The 14,932-nt window shown below is 72.9% G+C and carries 13 protein-coding genes; 5 read left to right on the forward strand and 8 right to left on the reverse strand.

Annotated features, from left to right (window positions below; genetic code table 11):
- Positions 1-321 precede the first annotated feature (321 nt).
- Positions 322-2,109, forward strand: coding sequence for a DEAD/DEAH box helicase (locus G6R25_RS13455; RefSeq protein WP_163553239.1), 1,788 nt, complete (start codon positions 322-324; stop codon positions 2,107-2,109).
- 28 nt (positions 2,110-2,137) lie between these two features.
- On the opposite strand, the gene G6R25_RS13460 is transcribed toward G6R25_RS13455, so the two are convergent.
- Positions 2,138-2,986 carry a peptidylprolyl isomerase gene (locus G6R25_RS13460; protein WP_163553240.1) on the reverse strand — a complete coding sequence of 283 codons (849 nt, stop codon included), beginning with the start codon at positions 2,984-2,986 and terminating at the stop codon, positions 2,138-2,140.
- A 275-nt stretch (positions 2,987-3,261) separates the two neighbouring features.
- On the opposite strand from G6R25_RS13460, the gene serS reads away from it, so the two are divergent.
- Positions 3,262-4,524: a serine--tRNA ligase gene (gene serS / locus G6R25_RS13465; protein ID WP_163553241.1), complete on the forward strand. Its 1,263-nt coding sequence runs from the start codon at positions 3,262-3,264 to the stop codon at positions 4,522-4,524.
- Here serS and G6R25_RS13470 read toward each other — a convergent pair.
- The 6 genes from G6R25_RS13470 to G6R25_RS13495 form a co-directional block, all read right to left on the reverse strand.
- Positions 4,497-5,522 (reverse strand): phytoene/squalene synthase family protein, encoded by a 1,026-nt coding sequence (locus G6R25_RS13470; RefSeq protein WP_163553249.1) that lies wholly within the window; start codon positions 5,520-5,522, stop codon positions 4,497-4,499. The genes serS and G6R25_RS13470 overlap by 28 nt on opposite strands.
- A 137-nt stretch (positions 5,523-5,659) precedes the next feature.
- The gene (locus G6R25_RS13475) at positions 5,660-6,619 is read right to left on the reverse strand and encodes a VWA domain-containing protein (RefSeq protein ID WP_163553242.1); all 960 of its coding nucleotides are present in this window, start codon (positions 6,617-6,619) and stop codon (positions 5,660-5,662) included.
- Positions 6,616-7,671: a DUF58 domain-containing protein gene (locus G6R25_RS13480; RefSeq protein ID WP_163553243.1), complete on the reverse strand. Its 1,056-nt coding sequence runs from the start codon at positions 7,669-7,671 to the stop codon at positions 6,616-6,618. Before G6R25_RS13480 ends, G6R25_RS13475 begins: the two co-directional genes overlap by 4 nt.
- Positions 7,668-8,783, reverse strand: coding sequence for an AAA family ATPase (locus tag G6R25_RS13485; RefSeq protein WP_163553244.1), 1,116 nt, complete (start codon positions 8,781-8,783; stop codon positions 7,668-7,670). Before G6R25_RS13485 ends, G6R25_RS13480 begins: the two co-directional genes overlap by 4 nt.
- A gap of 99 nt (positions 8,784-8,882) precedes the next feature.
- The gene (crtI, locus tag G6R25_RS13490; protein WP_163553245.1) at positions 8,883-10,412 is read right to left on the reverse strand and encodes a phytoene desaturase family protein; all 1,530 of its coding nucleotides are present in this window, start codon (positions 10,410-10,412) and stop codon (positions 8,883-8,885) included.
- Between the two features lie 52 nt (positions 10,413-10,464).
- Positions 10,465-11,526: a polyprenyl synthetase family protein gene (locus G6R25_RS13495; protein WP_163553246.1), complete on the reverse strand. Its 1,062-nt coding sequence runs from the start codon at positions 11,524-11,526 to the stop codon at positions 10,465-10,467.
- Between the two features lie 29 nt (positions 11,527-11,555).
- On the opposite strand from G6R25_RS13495, the gene G6R25_RS13500 reads away from it, so the two are divergent.
- Positions 11,556-12,242: a DUF4097 family beta strand repeat-containing protein gene (locus G6R25_RS13500; RefSeq protein ID WP_235948315.1), complete on the forward strand. Its 687-nt coding sequence runs from the start codon at positions 11,556-11,558 to the stop codon at positions 12,240-12,242.
- 91 nt (positions 12,243-12,333) lie between these two features.
- Positions 12,334-13,230, forward strand: a complete 897-nt coding sequence (gene metF / locus G6R25_RS13505; protein ID WP_163553247.1) for a methylenetetrahydrofolate reductase [NAD(P)H] — start codon at positions 12,334-12,336, stop codon at positions 13,228-13,230.
- A 56-nt stretch (positions 13,231-13,286) separates the two neighbouring features.
- Here metF and G6R25_RS13510 read toward each other — a convergent pair whose 3' ends face one another.
- Positions 13,287-13,535: a hypothetical protein gene (locus tag G6R25_RS13510; protein WP_163553248.1), complete on the reverse strand. Its 249-nt coding sequence runs from the start codon at positions 13,533-13,535 to the stop codon at positions 13,287-13,289.
- A gap of 142 nt (positions 13,536-13,677) precedes the next feature.
- Between G6R25_RS13510 and G6R25_RS13515 the strand changes: the two genes are divergently transcribed.
- Positions 13,678-14,319 carry a CDP-alcohol phosphatidyltransferase family protein gene (locus tag G6R25_RS13515; RefSeq protein ID WP_235948316.1) on the forward strand — a complete coding sequence of 214 codons (642 nt, stop codon included), beginning with the start codon at positions 13,678-13,680 and terminating at the stop codon, positions 14,317-14,319.
- The last annotated feature ends 613 nt before the right edge of the window (positions 14,320-14,932 follow it).

Genomic DNA, 14,932 nt, shown 5'->3' on the forward strand with positions numbered 1-14,932 from the left:
CCTGCGACCAGCCCCGCTCCTCCCGGCTCAGCCGCAGCCGGGCGTTCGCCGTACGGGTCGCGGAACCACGGTTGGGCTTCGGCACCTCAGGTGATGATCCGGAGACTGCAGGCACCCGGGAAGCTGCCGAGGGACCGGTCGTGAGCTGCATCGGGGCCTCCGAAGTCAATCGGTTGACTCCTGGAGCTTAACCCTCAGTGAGATTAAGACGGTCATGCCGGTCTGTGGTCCCTTGAAGACCAGTCGGGGGGAAACAGTGGTCCTCCTGGCGCGCGGGAGGCCTGCTACCCGTTCATGGACGCCGCCTTCTAGAGTATGAGCGTGAGAGCCGGCCCCCTCGACCGACGTCCTCGACCGCCAGGATCCGGCGCCCCGACCCGTCCGCTGCGTGCGTGGCAGCGGGCGGCACTCGACATCTACCGGTCCCGCTCGTCGTCCGGAGCCCGGGACTTCCTCGCCGTGGCGACGCCGGGCGCCGGCAAGACCACCTTCGCCCTGCAGGTTGCGAGCGACCTGCTGGGCGCCGGCGAGATCAGCCGAATCACCGTCGTCGCGCCCACCGAGCATCTCAAGCGGCAGTGGGCGGCGGCGGCCGCCGAGGTCGGGGTGGATCTCGACCCGGACTTCCGCAACTCCGCCGGCGCGATCTCGGCGGACTACACCGGCGTCGCGGTGACCTACGCCCAGGTCGCGGCCCACCCGGCGCTGCACCGGGCGCGGACCGCCGCCCGGCGCACCCTGGTCATCCTCGACGAGATCCACCATGCGGGCGATGCGCTGTCCTGGGGGGAAGCGACCCGGGAGGCGTTCACCCCGGCGGCACGGCGCCTCGCCCTGACCGGGACGCCGTTCCGTTCCGACGTCAACCCGATCCCGTTCGTCACCTACCTGCCGGGACCGGACGGCGTGCTGCGCAGCATCGCGGACTCCTCCTACGGCTACGCTGAGGCGCTGCGCGACGGCGTGGTGCGCCCGGTGCTCTTCCTGGCCTACTCCGGCGAGATGTCCTGGCGGACCAGCGCCGGCGCGGAGCTGTCGGCCCGGCTCGGCGAACCCCTGACCGGCGAGCAGACCGCCGCCGCCTGGCGCACCGCCCTGGACCCGGGCGGGGACTGGATGCCGGCGGTCCTCGCCTCGGCGGACACCCGGCTGTCCCAGGTGCGCGCCGGCGGCATGCCCGATGCGGGCGGGCTCGTCATCGCCACCGACCACGCCACCGCCAGGGCGTACGCGGGGCTGCTCGCCCGGATCACCGGTTCCTCGCCGGTGCTCATCCTGTCCGACGACCCGACCGCCTCGGCGAAGATCGTCAACTTTCGGCAGTCCGCGGACCGGTGGATGGTGGCCGTGCGGATGGTGAGCGAGGGCGTTGACGTGCCCCGCCTCGCCGTCGGGGTCTACGCGACCTCGGCCTCGACCCCGCTGTACTTCGCCCAGGCCGTCGGCCGGTTCGTCCGAGGGCGGGGCCGGGGCGAGACCGCCTCGGTGTTCCTGCCGAGCGTGCCCTCCCTGCTCGCCCTCGCCGGGGAGATGGAGGTCCAGCGCGACCACGCGTTGGAGAAGCAGCCGCGCGACCCGGACGCCTTCGACGACGAGGCGCTGCGCGACGCCAACCGGCGCAAGGACACCCCCGACCAGCCTGACACGCTGTTCACGGCGTTGGGCTCCTCGGCCCATCTCGATCGGGTGATCTTCGACGGTGGCGAGTTCGGCACGCCCGCGGCACCCGGCTCGGTCGAGGAGGAGGACTTCCTCGGCCTGCCCGGTCTGCTGGAGCCGGACCAGGTCGCGACCCTGCTGCGCCAACGGGAGGCCGCCCAGCAAGCCGCCGCGCGGCGCAGCGCCGCCGCCCAGCCGAGGGGCGAGCAGCCCGAGGTGCCCGCCGCTCGCGACGGCGCGCAGTCGACGACCCGCCCGGTCCACGAGGTCATCGCCGAGCTGCGCAAGGAGCTCAACCGGCTGGTCGGGGCGCACTTCCACCGCACCGGCAAGCCGCACGGGATGATTCACGCCGAGCTGCGCCGGGCCTGTGGTGGTCCGCCGAGTGGGCAGGCCAGCGCCGCGCAGTTGCAGGCCCGCATCGACACGGTCCGCCGCTGGGCCGCCTGACGGCTGCCCGGCCGGCCCAGCGGCGGCGTCAGCCGCCCTGTGAGATGGCGATCGACAGGATCTTCGCCTTGCTGGCCGGGGCGCCGTCGGAACCGCCGCCCTGCACGCCGGGCTTGGTGAGCTTGTCGAGGACGTCCAGCCCCTTGGTGATTTTGCCGAAGACGGTGTAGCCGCCGGCCAGCGCCGCCGCCCCCTCCTGCGTGGGGTTGGCGTAGTTGATGAAGAACTGGCTGCTGTTGCTGTTCGGCGCGGAGCTGTGTGCCATCGCGAGCACGCCGCGGTCGTAGGTGACGCCCGTGGTGTTCTCGTAGCCGTAGCCGTAGCCGGGGCTGCCGCTGCCGGTGCCCGTCGGGTCGCCGCACTGCAGCACGGAGATGCCCGCCTCGCCACCGCCGGTCTGGCGGTGGCAGAGCGTGTCGTCGTAGTACTTGGCGTCGGCGAGCGTGCGCAGGGCGTGGACGGTGCACGGCGCCTTCTGCGCGTCCAGGTCTGCCGTCATCGTCCCGGCGTCGGTGGTGATGGTCATGGTGGCCGGGGAGGTGTCGACGGCGGCGGCCGGCTTCGGCAGGGTGGCGCCGCGGGCCGGGCTCTCCCCGGTGGCGGTGTACGTGCACGCGCCGACCTTGCTGGTGGCCGCCGCGGCGGCGCTGGGGGCCGCAGTGCTGGCCGCGTCGGCGGCGGTGACGTCGGACTTGTCGTCCTTGCCGGTGAGCAGGATGGCGGCGATCGCCGACGCCGCGACGACGATCGTCACGAAGCCGGCCACGATCGCGAGCCGCTGCTGGCGGCGCCGGTGGGTGACCCGTCGCCGCTGGGCCTGCCGGGCCGCGCGGGCCTCGGCGAGCTCGCGTTGCCGTCGCTCCTTGGAACTGGTCACCGTCGCCGGCCTCCTCACATCCCGAACCTGGCAGGTTCTCTGCTGCTGCGTCCCGTCCGTCCCGCCGCGGCGGACACGGGTGGTCTGTGCACCGTAACCGCTCGGCGGCAGCCGGCTGGGCAGCGTACCTCCGCCGAGCATGCCGAAGCCGCCTGTGTGCCCGCTGTGTGCCCGCCCGCCCGCAGGTGATCGGGCACGGCCTGGGAGGCGTCGACGATGGCTGGTAGCGTTGCCGCAAAGTGAGATGCGGTACCGATCAGGGGCTGACGCGATTCATGCTCGATAAGCGTTTTATCCGGGAGAATCCGCAGGTCGTGAAGGACGCGGTCGCGGTCAAGGGCCTGGACCTGGATGTCGACGAACTGCTCCAGCTCGACCAGGACAATCGCAAGCTGCAGTTCGAGGTGGACGAGGCGCAGGCCCGGCGCAAGAGCTTCGCCAAGCAGTTCGCCAAGGCCGACGAGGCCCGGCGGGCCGAGCTGCGGGTCGAGCACGAGGCGTTCGACCGCCAGCTCAAGGACCTGCGCGAGCAGCTCGCCCGCACGGGCGCGCGGCTGTCCGAGCTGATGCTGCTGACGCCGAACATCCCCTGGTCGGGGGCGCCGGTGGGCCCGGACGAGGCGGCCAACGTGGTGCTGCGCACCGTCGGCACGCCCCCGGAGTTCGACTTCACCCCGCTGGATCACACCGAGCTCGCCGAGAAACGCGGCTGGGCCGAGTTCGCCCGCGCCCGCAAGGTCGCCGGCGAGCGGGCCTACGCCCTCGTGGGCGACCTGGTGATGCTGGAGCGGGCGGTGCACTCGTATGCGCTGGACCTGCTGCGGACCCGCGATTTCACGCCGGTAGCGGTGCCCGCGCTCGTCCGCGAGGAGCCGCTGATCGGTACCGGGATGCTGCCGAAGGCCCGGGAGGAGATCTACGCGATCCCCGAGGACGACCTGTACCTGGCAGGGACGGCCGAGGTGGCGCTCGTGGGGCTGCACGCGGGGGAGATCCTCGACGCCGCCCGGCTGCCGATTTGCTACGCCGGCATCTCCCCGTGCTTCCGCCGGGAGATCGGCAGCGCCAGCCGGGACGTCCGCGGCCTGCTGCGGGTGCACCAGTTCGAGAAGGTCGAGCAGTTCGTGCTCTGCGTCGCCGACGAGGCCGAGTCGGCCCGCTGGCACGCCGAGCTGCTCGCCACCGCCGAGCGCATCCTGACCGACCTCGGGCTGTGCTACGAGGTTGTCGAATGCGCCACCGGGGACATGGGCGTCGGCAAGTTCCGGATGAACGACATCAACACCTGGTTCCCGTCACTGGGCCGCTTCCGGGAGACGCACAGCTGCTCCACGCTGCACGACTGGCAGGCCCGCCGGGCGAACCTGCGCTACCGCGACTCCGACGGCACGATTCGCTTCGCCCACACGCTGAACAACACCGCGGTGGCCACCCCCCGGCTGCTGGCGGCGCTGCTGGAGAACTTCCAGACCGCCGACAATGCGGTGCGCGTCCCCGAGGTGCTGCGGCCCTACCTGGGCGGCCGTGAGCTGATCTGAGCGCCGCCGTGGTGGCGGCGACGCGCCCGCGCGGCCCGGACCAGGGCCGGGCCGGCCACCGCGAGGCGTCGGGGCAGCCCGACGGCAACCCGGCGTTCCAGCACCCGGTAGTCCGCCCGCTCCACCTCGTCGAGGATCTCCCGGTAGAGCACGAATGCGGTCTGCACGCAGTCCCGTGAAGTGGGGTGCAGCAGCCGGATGCCGGGCTGCGCCGCGCGGAACAGCTCCCGCGCCCGGCTGACCTCGAACGCCAGCAGCCGGCGGACCGGCCCGTCGACGACCCCGGCGGCCAGGTGCTCCCGGGTGACGCCGAACAACGTTAGCGACGTCTGCGGCAGGTACACCCGGCCGCGGCGCAGGTCCTCCCCGACGTCGCGGATGAAGTTGGCATGCTGGAAGGCGAGGCCCAGATCGCGAGCGTAGGGTAACGCGCTGTGGTCGACCGGTTCGAGTAGCGGCACCATCTGCAGGCCGATCACCGCGGCCGAGCCGTGCATGTAGACCAGCAGATCCTCCCACGTCGCGTACTCGGTGACGGTGAGGTCCATCGCCATCGAGGACAGGAACACGGCGAAGTGGCCGGGGTCGAGCGCGAAGCGGCGGATCGTGTCAACGACCGCCGGCAGCACCGACACCTCGCCCGCCACCTCGCCCGCCGGCCCGCTCTGGCCCGCACCTCTACCCGCTATCTGGGCATCGACGGCGTGGGCGGGCACGCCGTCGCGCAGCGCGGTGAGGAACCGACCGCCCCAGGCTCGCAGCCGGGCGGCCCGCTCGTCGCCGGTCAGCATCGAGTCGAGGTCGTCGACGATGTCGTCGGCGTGGCGGGCGAAGCCGTACAGGGCGTGCACGTGCGCGCGTTTCCATTGCGGCAGCAGCAGGGTCGCCAGGTAGTACGTGCGCCCGTGGGCGGCGTTGAGCGCGCGGGCCTGCGCGTAGGACGCGCGCAACCGGGGATCGGTGATCCCGGCCGCGTCGAGCTCCCCCACGCCGCTCAGACTAGACGGGTGAGTCCGAACCGGGGCAACGCTTCCCGCGCACGGGGTGCCGGTGCCGACATCCTGCCACGACCGGCACCCCCGAATCGTCCCGATCCGCCACACATGCGCAGGGCCGGCCTGGCCTGCGAGAGTCCTCAGGGGAGGCGGGAGGCGAAGGCGAGCGAGCTCGCCGCGGCGAGGAAGCCCAGTGCGAGGGACAGGCCCAGGAACCAGGTGGTGATCTCCCGGTATTCGGTGCGGTATCCGATGGAGCTGCCCAGGCCCTTGTAGACCGAACGCAGCTCGTCGCCGGTGGCGGCCCGGTGGTAGGAGCCCTCGGTCTGGTCGGCGATCTCGTTGAGGGCCTGCTCGTTGACCGGCACTGGCACCTCCTGACCGCCGACGTCGAGGGTGCCGTCGCTGGTGCCGTAGGCGATGGTGTCGACGGGGACGTGCGCCTGCCGGGCGGCGTCGGTGGCCTGCATGTTCGGCCGGCCGCGGGTGGTCTCGCCGTCGGAGAGCAGGACGACGGCCGCGGGCGGCGGGCTCTGGCCGGCGTCGGAGAACCGCTTGCCCGCGGTGTTGATGGCCTGCAGCGAGGCGAAGATTCCCTCGCCGATGGCCGTCGCCGGGCCGAGCTGCAGGCCGCGGATGCCGGCGCGGACCGACTCGCGGTCGGTGGAGGCGGGCACGAGCACCGTCGCGCTGCCGGCGAAGGAGACCAGGCCCAGGTTGATACGCGGTGGGAGCTGGTCGACGAACGCCTCGGCGCCCTGCTTGGCGGCCTCCAGCCGGTTCGGGGCGATGTCGGTGGCCGCCATCGAGTTCGACACGTCGATGGCCAGGATGATCGTCGCGCGCTCCCGGGGAACCCGCTCGACGCGGGCCGGGCGGGCCAGCGAGAGCACCAGGCCGGCGAGGGTGAGCAGCAGCAGCGCGGCCGGGACGTGGCGGCGCCACCACTGCGGGCGCCGCGGCAGCACCGACGCCAGCACCGAGGTGGACGACAGGCGGGCCGCGTACACCCGCCGCCGCGCGGAGACGACGATGTAGGCGACGAGCAGCGCGGCGACGAGCAGATACAGCCACAGCCAGTGGCCGGCGAGGAAGCTCACCGGTTACCCGCCCAGGCCGCCCAGGCCGCCCAGGCTGGCGGGCGGCCGGCTGCCGCCGGGCCGGCGCCACCGATCGGCGCGCGGCGCCCGGCGCCGCGGCCGCGGCGGTTCGCCGAGGCGAAGCGGACGATGTCGACGAGCCAGTCGGAGTCGGTGCGAAGCACGAGATGGTCGGCGCCGACGCGCCGCAGGGCCAGCGACACCTCCCGGCGGTGCGCCGCGGCGGCCGCGGCGTATCGCTCCCGGAACTTGCGCGACGAGGTCGGCACCTCCAGCATCGCCCCGGTCTCGGCGTCGACGACGGGCAGCAGGCCGACCGCGGGCAGGGCCAGCTCCAGCGGGTCGATGATCTCGATGGCGAGCACCTGGTGGCGGGCGGCGAGCACCCGCAACGGGCGTTCCCAACCGAGATCGGTGGACTGGAAGTCGGAGATGACGATGGCGAGGCCGCGTCGGCGCGGCGGGCGCAGCAGGCCCTGCACGGCCGCGGCGAGGTCGGTGGCAGCCGCCGGGTCGGGCCGGCGCTGTGGCCGGTCGTGTGCGGTGAGGGGCAGCATGAGCAGGTCATGCAGCAACGCCCGCAGACCGTTACGGCCAGGCCGGGCCGGGATCGGCCTCGTCCCGGCCTGGGTGAGTGCCACCGCGCCCATCCGGTTGCCGGTGCGGGCGGTGAGGAAACCGACCGCGGCGGTGGCGGCGACGGCGAGGTCCCGCTTCTCCCAGGCGCCGCTGCCGAACTCGCTGCTGGCGCTGAGGTCGACCAGGGCCCAGGTCTCCAGCTCCCGGTCGGCGATCAGGTCGTGGACGTGGGGGACGGTGGTGCGGGCGGTGACGGCCCAGTCCATCCGGCGCACGTCGTCGCCGATGGAGTACTCGCGGCTCTCCGCCTTCTCGCTGCCCTGGCCGGGGAGCAGCCCCAGGTGGTCGCCGAGCAGCATCCCGTCGAGGCGGCGCAGCACGGTGAGCTCCAGGCGGCGCAGCGTCCGCTCCACCGCCGGGTCGGCGGCCGGCGCGGCGGCGGCCGGGCCGGGGCGGCCCGCGTCCGGCGTCACGACAGGGGACCCCGGTCAAGGTACTCGGGGAAGCCTGAGCGCGGGTTGGTGCCCCAGCCGCCGGTGTTCGGCCCGATGGGCCCGGTGGGGTAGGGGGCCTGCTGGCGCGGCGCCACCTGCGGTTGCTGGACGACCTCCAGGATGCGGGCGGCGATCGCGTCCGTGGTCAGCCCCTCGGCCAGCGCCTCGTAGGACAGCACCAGCCGGTGGGGCAGCACATCGAGGGCGACGGCGACCACGTCGTCCGGGACGGCGTAGTCGCGCCCGCGCAGCAGCGCGAGCGCCCGGGCGGCGGCGACCAGGCCGAGGGAGGCGCGCGGCGAGGCGCCATAGGCGAGGTGGCCGGCCAGCTCCGGCAGCCCGGCCTCGCCCGGCGCCCGGGTGGCGAGCACGAGGCGCACCGCGAACTCGATGATGGCGTGGTGGACGAACACGGTGTCGGCCCGCTCCTGCAGTCGCTCCAGCACCCGCGGGCCGAGGACCTGCTCGGGCACCGGGGGTGACACACCCATCCGCCGGACGATCTCCAGCTCCTCGGCGGGGCTGGGGTAAGGCACGTTGACCTTCATGAGGAACCGGTCGCGCTGGGCCTCGGGCAGCGGGTAGACGCCCTCGGACTCGATCGGGTTCTGCGTGGCCAGCACCAGGAACGGCCGGGGGAGCCGGTGGGTGGCCCCGCCGAGGGAGACCTGCTTTTCCGACATGACCTCCAGCAACGCCGACTGCACCTTTGCGGGGGCCCGGTTGATTTCGTCGGCCAGCACGAAGTTCGCGAAGACCGGCCCGAGCTCGACGTCGAACGCCTCCTGGCTGGCCCGGTAGATGCGGGCGCCCACGATGTCCGAGGGAACCAGGTCGTTGGTGAACTGGATCCGGACGAACGAGCCGCCGACCACGGTGGCCAGGGTCTGCACCGCCAGCGTTTTGGCCACCCCGGGCACGCCCTCGAGCAGGCAGTGCCCGCGGGCCAGCAGCGCGACGAGCATGCGTTCGACCATGCGGTCCTGCCCGACGATTACCTTCTTGATCTCGAACAGGGCGCGCTCGAGCAACGCCGTGTCCGAGGTGGTGTCCGGGGCGGCGAGGCCGGCCGGGCTCTGCCCATCGTCCATGCCGGTATTCTCCCAGCCCCACGGCGGAATGGGGCGCCAATGGACTCGGCACGGCTCGGTCGCAAGCGTCTTCTAAGCCCCTGTTCAGGAACTTTTCGCTCAGGTCGGCGGGCCGGAACGCAGCGCACGTGAGCGGTAACCGCGATCGGCGCCGAGGATCCGCTCCGCCGCCAGCCGCCCCGAGATGAGCACCATCGGCACGCCGACGCCGGGCCGGGTGCCGCTGCCGGCGAACACCACGTTCGCCAGCCCCGGCGCCATGTTCGCCGGGCGGAACGGGCCGGTCTGGCGGAAGGTGTGGGCGGCGGCGAACGGCGCGCCCGCCGCCATCCCGCGGGCCCGCCAGTCGGCTGGGGTGGTCACCTGCTCCACCTCGATGGCGTCGCCGAATCCGGAGTAGCCGCGCCGCTCACAGGTGGCGACGACCTCGTCGCGGTAGCGCGAGCGCAGCACCGACCAGTCCAGCGGCGCGGTGAGGTTCGGTGTCGGGAAGAGCACGTAGTAGGCGTGCCCGCCGGCCGGTGCCATCGCCGGTTCGCTGCGCGACGGCGTGGAGACGAGGAACGATGGGTCGCTCATCAGCTCACCGCGGTCGATGATCTCGGTGAACGTCTGCCGCCAGGCCTGGCCGAAATGGATGGTGTGGTGCGCGGTGTGCGGGTACTCCACCCGCGCGCCGGCCAGCAACAGGAAGCACGACGGCGAGTAGCGCAGCCGGCGCAACCGGGCCGGCGCCGCCGCCGCCGGCGGCAGCAGCTCGGCGTAGGCGATCGGCAGGTCCGGGTTGAGGACCACCACGTCTGCGCCGATGCGCTCGCCGGCGGTGGTGTGCACCGCCACCGCCCGACCGCCACGCACCTCCACCCGGCTCACCGTCGTGTCGTAGCGCACCGTCGCCCCGTGCTTGACCGCCGCGGCGGTCATCGCCTCGGCGACGGCATGCATGCCGCCGGCCGGGTGATAAACCCCGGCGACGGAGTCCATGTACGAGATGACGGCATAGAGGGCGAGGGCGTCGTGCGGGGCGAGCCCGGCATACATCGCCTGGAAGGAGAACATCCGCCGGGTCCGCGGGTCGCGCAGGTGGCGGCCGACGACCGCGTCGAGCCGGCGGAAACCGCCCAGCGCCGCGAGCCGGGCGAGCTGCGGGCGCAGCAGCGACAGCGGCGAGTCCACCTGGGCGTCGATGAAGTGCCGCAGTTGCGCGTGGAACATCTCCGTGACCAGGGTGACGAACCGCTCGAAGCCGGCGGCCTCCGCCGGGCCGCACAGCGCCCGGATCTCCGCCGCGGTGTCGGCCGGGTCGGCGCGGACGTCCAGTGACGAGCCGTCGGCGAAGAACCCCCGGTACATCGGGTCGAGCCGGGTCAGCGTCAGCCAGCGGTCGAGGTCCTCACCGACGCAGTCCAAGGCGTCGGTGAGCAGCTCGGGCATGGTGAGCACGGTCGGGCCGGTGTCGAACCGGTAGTCGCCGAGGGTGAGCAGCCCGGCTCGCCCGCCCGGCACCGCCTCGCGCTCCAGTACCGTCACACGGCGCCCGGCACCCGTCAGGCGCAGCGCGGCCGACAGCCCCGCGAATCCCGCACCGACGATGACGACGTGATCCGTCGGGCCCTCCACCGTGCGCATCCGGCGCCCGCCCCCTCTCCCCGCTCTGGTCGATCTACCCGGTTGTACGCGTTCACTGTGCCCGTGCCGTGGCCGCGGTCGCGAGTTCCATCAGCGCGCCACGGGTGGCGTCGTCAAGGTCGGAGCGTTCCAGAACGGCCAGGGCCTGCGCGGTGTGCGCGGAGATCAGGTGCTCGGCCGCGGCCGGCGCGCCGCTGGCCGCGATCAGCGCGCGCGCCTCCTCGAGCGCTGCGGGCCGTTGCGGCGAACCGACGAGGTCGCGCAGCCGGGCCGCCGCCGTCGGCCGCGCCTCGCGCAGGGCCAGCGCCAGCAGCGCGTTGGGCCGCCCGTCGCGCAGGTCGTCCCCGGCCGGCTTGCCGGTCACCGCCGGGTCGCCGAACACCCCGAGGATGTCGTCGCGCAACTGGAACGCCTCCCCGAGCGGTCGGCCGAACGCCGCGTACGTCTCCAGCAGGCCCGGGCGGGTCCCGGCGAGCAGGGCGCCGAGCTGTAACGGTCGGATCACCGTGTAGCCCGCGGTCTTGTATCGGGCGATCCGCGCGACCCGCGCCGGGTCGAGGCCGCCGGTCCGTCCGCAGGGCCCCACCTGGTTGGCGAGGTCGAGGTACTGGCCGGCCACGAGCTCGCCGCGCATCCGCGCGTACGTCGGCCAGGCCCGCGCCAGCGCCCCGGGAGTCAGCCCGCTGGCCATCAGCAGATCGTCCGCCCAGGTCAGGAACAGGTCGCCGAGCAGGATCGCCGCCGAGTGGCCGAAGGTGTCCGGATCGCCGCCGAGGCGGGCCTGGCGGTGCATGCGGGCCAGGCGACGGTGCGCGCTCGGCTCGCCGCGACGCAGCTCCGAGCCGTCCATCACGTCGTCGTGCACCAGCGCACAGGCGTGTAGCACCTCCAGGGATGCGGCGGCCGTCACGATTTCGTCGCAGTCCGGCCCGCCGGCGCCCCGCCAGCCCCAGTAGCAGAACGTGGGTCGCACCCGCTTGCCCCCGCTGAGCAGCACGTCCTCGGCGACCCGAAGGAACGGCGCGAGATCGGCGTCGATGTCGCGCAGCGTCGTCCCCCGGGCGTCGGCGAACCGGCGCAGCACGGCGGAAACCCGCGGGCGGACATCGGTCATCGGCGACCGGGGTACCGTGCGGTGTGCCCGTGTCCGACACCGCCATCATGGTGATCGCCGTCGTGCTGCTGACCGCCGCGGTGGGCGGCCTGGCCCTGTTGCGGATGCCACCCGCCGAGCTGGTTCACACCGCTGACGGTATCGACGCCGTCGAGGTCATGGTGGCCGCGGGCCGGGTCGAGGTCGCCGAACAGGACCGCTCCGACGTGCGCGTCGACCTCACGGTGCGGCGCCGGCCCGGCCGGTCGACCCCCGCGCTGACCACCGCCGCAACGGTGTTGCGCGTCGACGGGCGGCGCAGCGACATGCGGGTCAGGCTGGCCGTCCCACCCCGCACCCGGGTGCGGGCCGAGGTGCTCGCCGGCGAGATCACCCTGTGGGGTGTGCGTGGGGAGCTGGCGCTGGTCACCCGCGACGGCACGATCGCCGGCCGCGAGCTCGGCGCCGGCCCGGTCGCCGCCCGCAGCCTCGGTGGGGACGTCAACCTGCACTTCAGTCAGCTGCCGGACGCCGTCCACGCGCAGACCGAGTCGGGACTTCTGACGGTCATGCTCCCCGACGCCGCGTATGCGGTCGAGGTCGAGACGGGCGATCCGAGCGCGGCTGACGTGGCGTTGACGCCGTCGCCGGGCGCCACCCGGCGGGTGGTGGCCCGCACCGTCGCCGGCCGGGTGCGCATCGGCTACACCGCCCCGCTGGGGCCGCTGCCCATCTGATGTTGCTCGTTGTTGTCGCGTGGTGGTCATGCGTGTTTCCACCACGGGGGTATGTCCCCTGGCGTGGTCCGCGTCGGTCTAGGCTCATTGCATGACGGCGGTCCGAGGTCTGAGCGCGAAACCGGCGACGATGGGTGAGTTCCTCGCCTCCGGGCGGCTCTCGTTCTCCTTCGAGTTCTTCCCGCCCCGCACCCCCGAGGGCGAGCGTCACCTGTGGACCGCCCTGCGCCGGATCGAGGCATTGCGCCCCTCCTTCGTGTCGGTGACCTACGGTGCGGGCGGCTCGACCCGCGAGGGCACGATCCGGGTGACCGAGCGGGTCGCCACCGATACCACTCTCACTCCGATCGCCCACCTCACCGCGGTCAACCACTCGGTGGCCGAGCTGCGGCAGGTGATCGGCAACTACGCGGGCGCGGGGGTGCGCAACGTGGTGGCGCTGCGCGGCGACCCGCCTGGCGACCCGCAGGGCACCTGGACGGCCCACCCGCAGGGGCTGGGCCACGCCGACGAGCTCGTGCGGCTGGTGAAGTCGGTGGGGGACTTCTGCGTCGGGGTGGCTGCCTTCCCGGACAAGCACCCCCGCTCGCCCGACTTCGACACCGACGCCCAGTATCTGGTGCGCAAGTTCGACGCCGGGGCCGATTACGCCATCACCCAGTTCTTCTTCGGTGCCGACGACTACTTCCGGCTGGTCGACCGGGTCCGCGCGCTGGGCTGCGACAAGCCGATCATTCCCGGGATCATGCCGGTGACGAACGTGGCGCAGATTGTCCGGATGGCGCAGCTGTCCGGCGCCGACTTCCCGCCCGTGCTGGCCGCCCGGCTGCAGGCGGTCGCGGACGACCCGGCGGCGGTGCGCGCGGTCGGCCTCGAGGTGGCGATGGAGCTGTCCCGCTGCCTGCTCGACGGCGGAGCGCCAGGCCTGCACTTCATCACCCTCAACCGATCCAGTGTCACGCGGGAGATCTTCGAGGCGATCCGGTAGGACGGACGTCGGGTACGTCCGCGTTCCCGCAGCTGCCGCCAGGCGGCAGGACCGCTCTAGTCGAGATCGTCGAAGGCGTCGAACACGCACAGCAGCCATTCCTCGCGGAAGGTCTGCTCGCGCACCAGCTCGAACCCGGCCTCGTTGGCCGTGTCGATCACCGCGGCCACGAGGCCGAGGTCGAGGGTGTTGAAGACCGGGGTGATACGCACCGCCAGAATCACCTGGTGGCGGTGCGGCGCGAAGACCTCCTGCGGGTCGAGGTCCTCGAGGCTCTCCACCACTCCGCTTGCCTGTTCGGTCACGTCACTCCCGCTCCTCTGGGGTCATCCCCGCCGCGGCGGGGCCGACCTGATCCTCGCCCATCCGCTCCCACCGGCCGGGCGCGGTGAGCGCGGCACGCGGTGGAGGACCACGCGACTCTATGTCCCGGGCACGATGGACGGTGTGCGCATCCCGGTACCCGATCGCGACACTTATCTCGCGCGCTGGTCGGCCCTGCACGGCGGCTATGACCCGCTGGGCGGGCTGTGGGTGGTGCGTGCCTGGTTGACGCTCGTCCACCGGGTCGCGAGCCCGCTGGCCGCCCGCCGGGTAACGCCGTCGGCGGTGACCGCGGCGGGCGTCGCCGTCACGGCGCTCGCGTTGCCGGCCGCCGCGGCCGGGGGCCACTGGCCGCTGCTGGCGGTGCTGATGATGCTTCTCGGGGGCGTGGCCGACAGCCTCGACGGGGCCGTGGCCGTACTGACCGATCGGGCGAGCGCCTGGGGCTACCTGCTGGACTCGGTCGCCGACCGCTGCGGCGACCTGCTGTACCTGGTCGCCCTGTGGTACGTCGGCGCGCCGGGCGGTCTGCTCGTCGCCGCGGGGTGCGCGCTGGGGCTGCTGGAGTACACCCGGGCGCGGGGCGGTAACGCCGGGTTCGGGCAGATCGGCGTGGTGACAGTCGGCGAGCGGCCGACCCGGCTCATCGTCGCGGCCTTCGGGCTGGCGGGTCCGGCATCGTCCCCGGCCTGGCCGATGTCGCCGGGACCGTGGCAGCGGTCGCGACGCTCGCGGTGTGCGTGGTCGGCCTCGGCCAGCTCCTGACGACGCTGCACGCCGAGCTGTCGAGCGAGCCCCCGCCCCGCGACTAGCCGCGTCAGTCCTATCTACTCGAGGTTGCGGAAGATCAACGTCGAGTAGCGGTTGTGTCGTCATACCTGTCTCGCAGTCGAACCTCGGACCACGAACCTTCACCGGTAACGACCGGTTGCGGCGCGCAGGAAGCGCGCAGGAAGCGTTTGCGGTGCGATGTGCACGGTCCGCAGGCTCAGACCGTGCACATCGCGCCGCAACCGGCCCGCAACCGGCCCCGTCCCCGATCTTGGAGATCATGGTGTTTCGCGGAGCCGGGCTACGTGACTCCCCGCCGCCGCTGACCCGCCTCGGCGCGACCTGCCGTTCGGGTGAACGCCGTCTATTGAGGGTCGTTCCATCGTGGTGGGTCGTGGTGGGTCGTGGTGGGGCAGCGTCCGCCCGCGCATCGTGTGGGAGAGCGGGGTCGTATCCGGGAGATCTATTCCGTATGCAGACAGTTTTGACTGTCGCGCGACCAGCGTGGTTCGGAGGATCTGAACGCACGTTGCGACGGCGAGGTCGCACAGAGCGAGTGAGACCGGTGGATGGAGGGCCGAGGGACGGTACTGAGCCATTCCCGGCA

This window comes from Candidatus Frankia alpina (assembly GCF_902806485.1).
Classification (GTDB): domain Bacteria; phylum Actinomycetota; class Actinomycetes; order Frankiales; family Frankiaceae; genus Frankia; species Frankia alpina.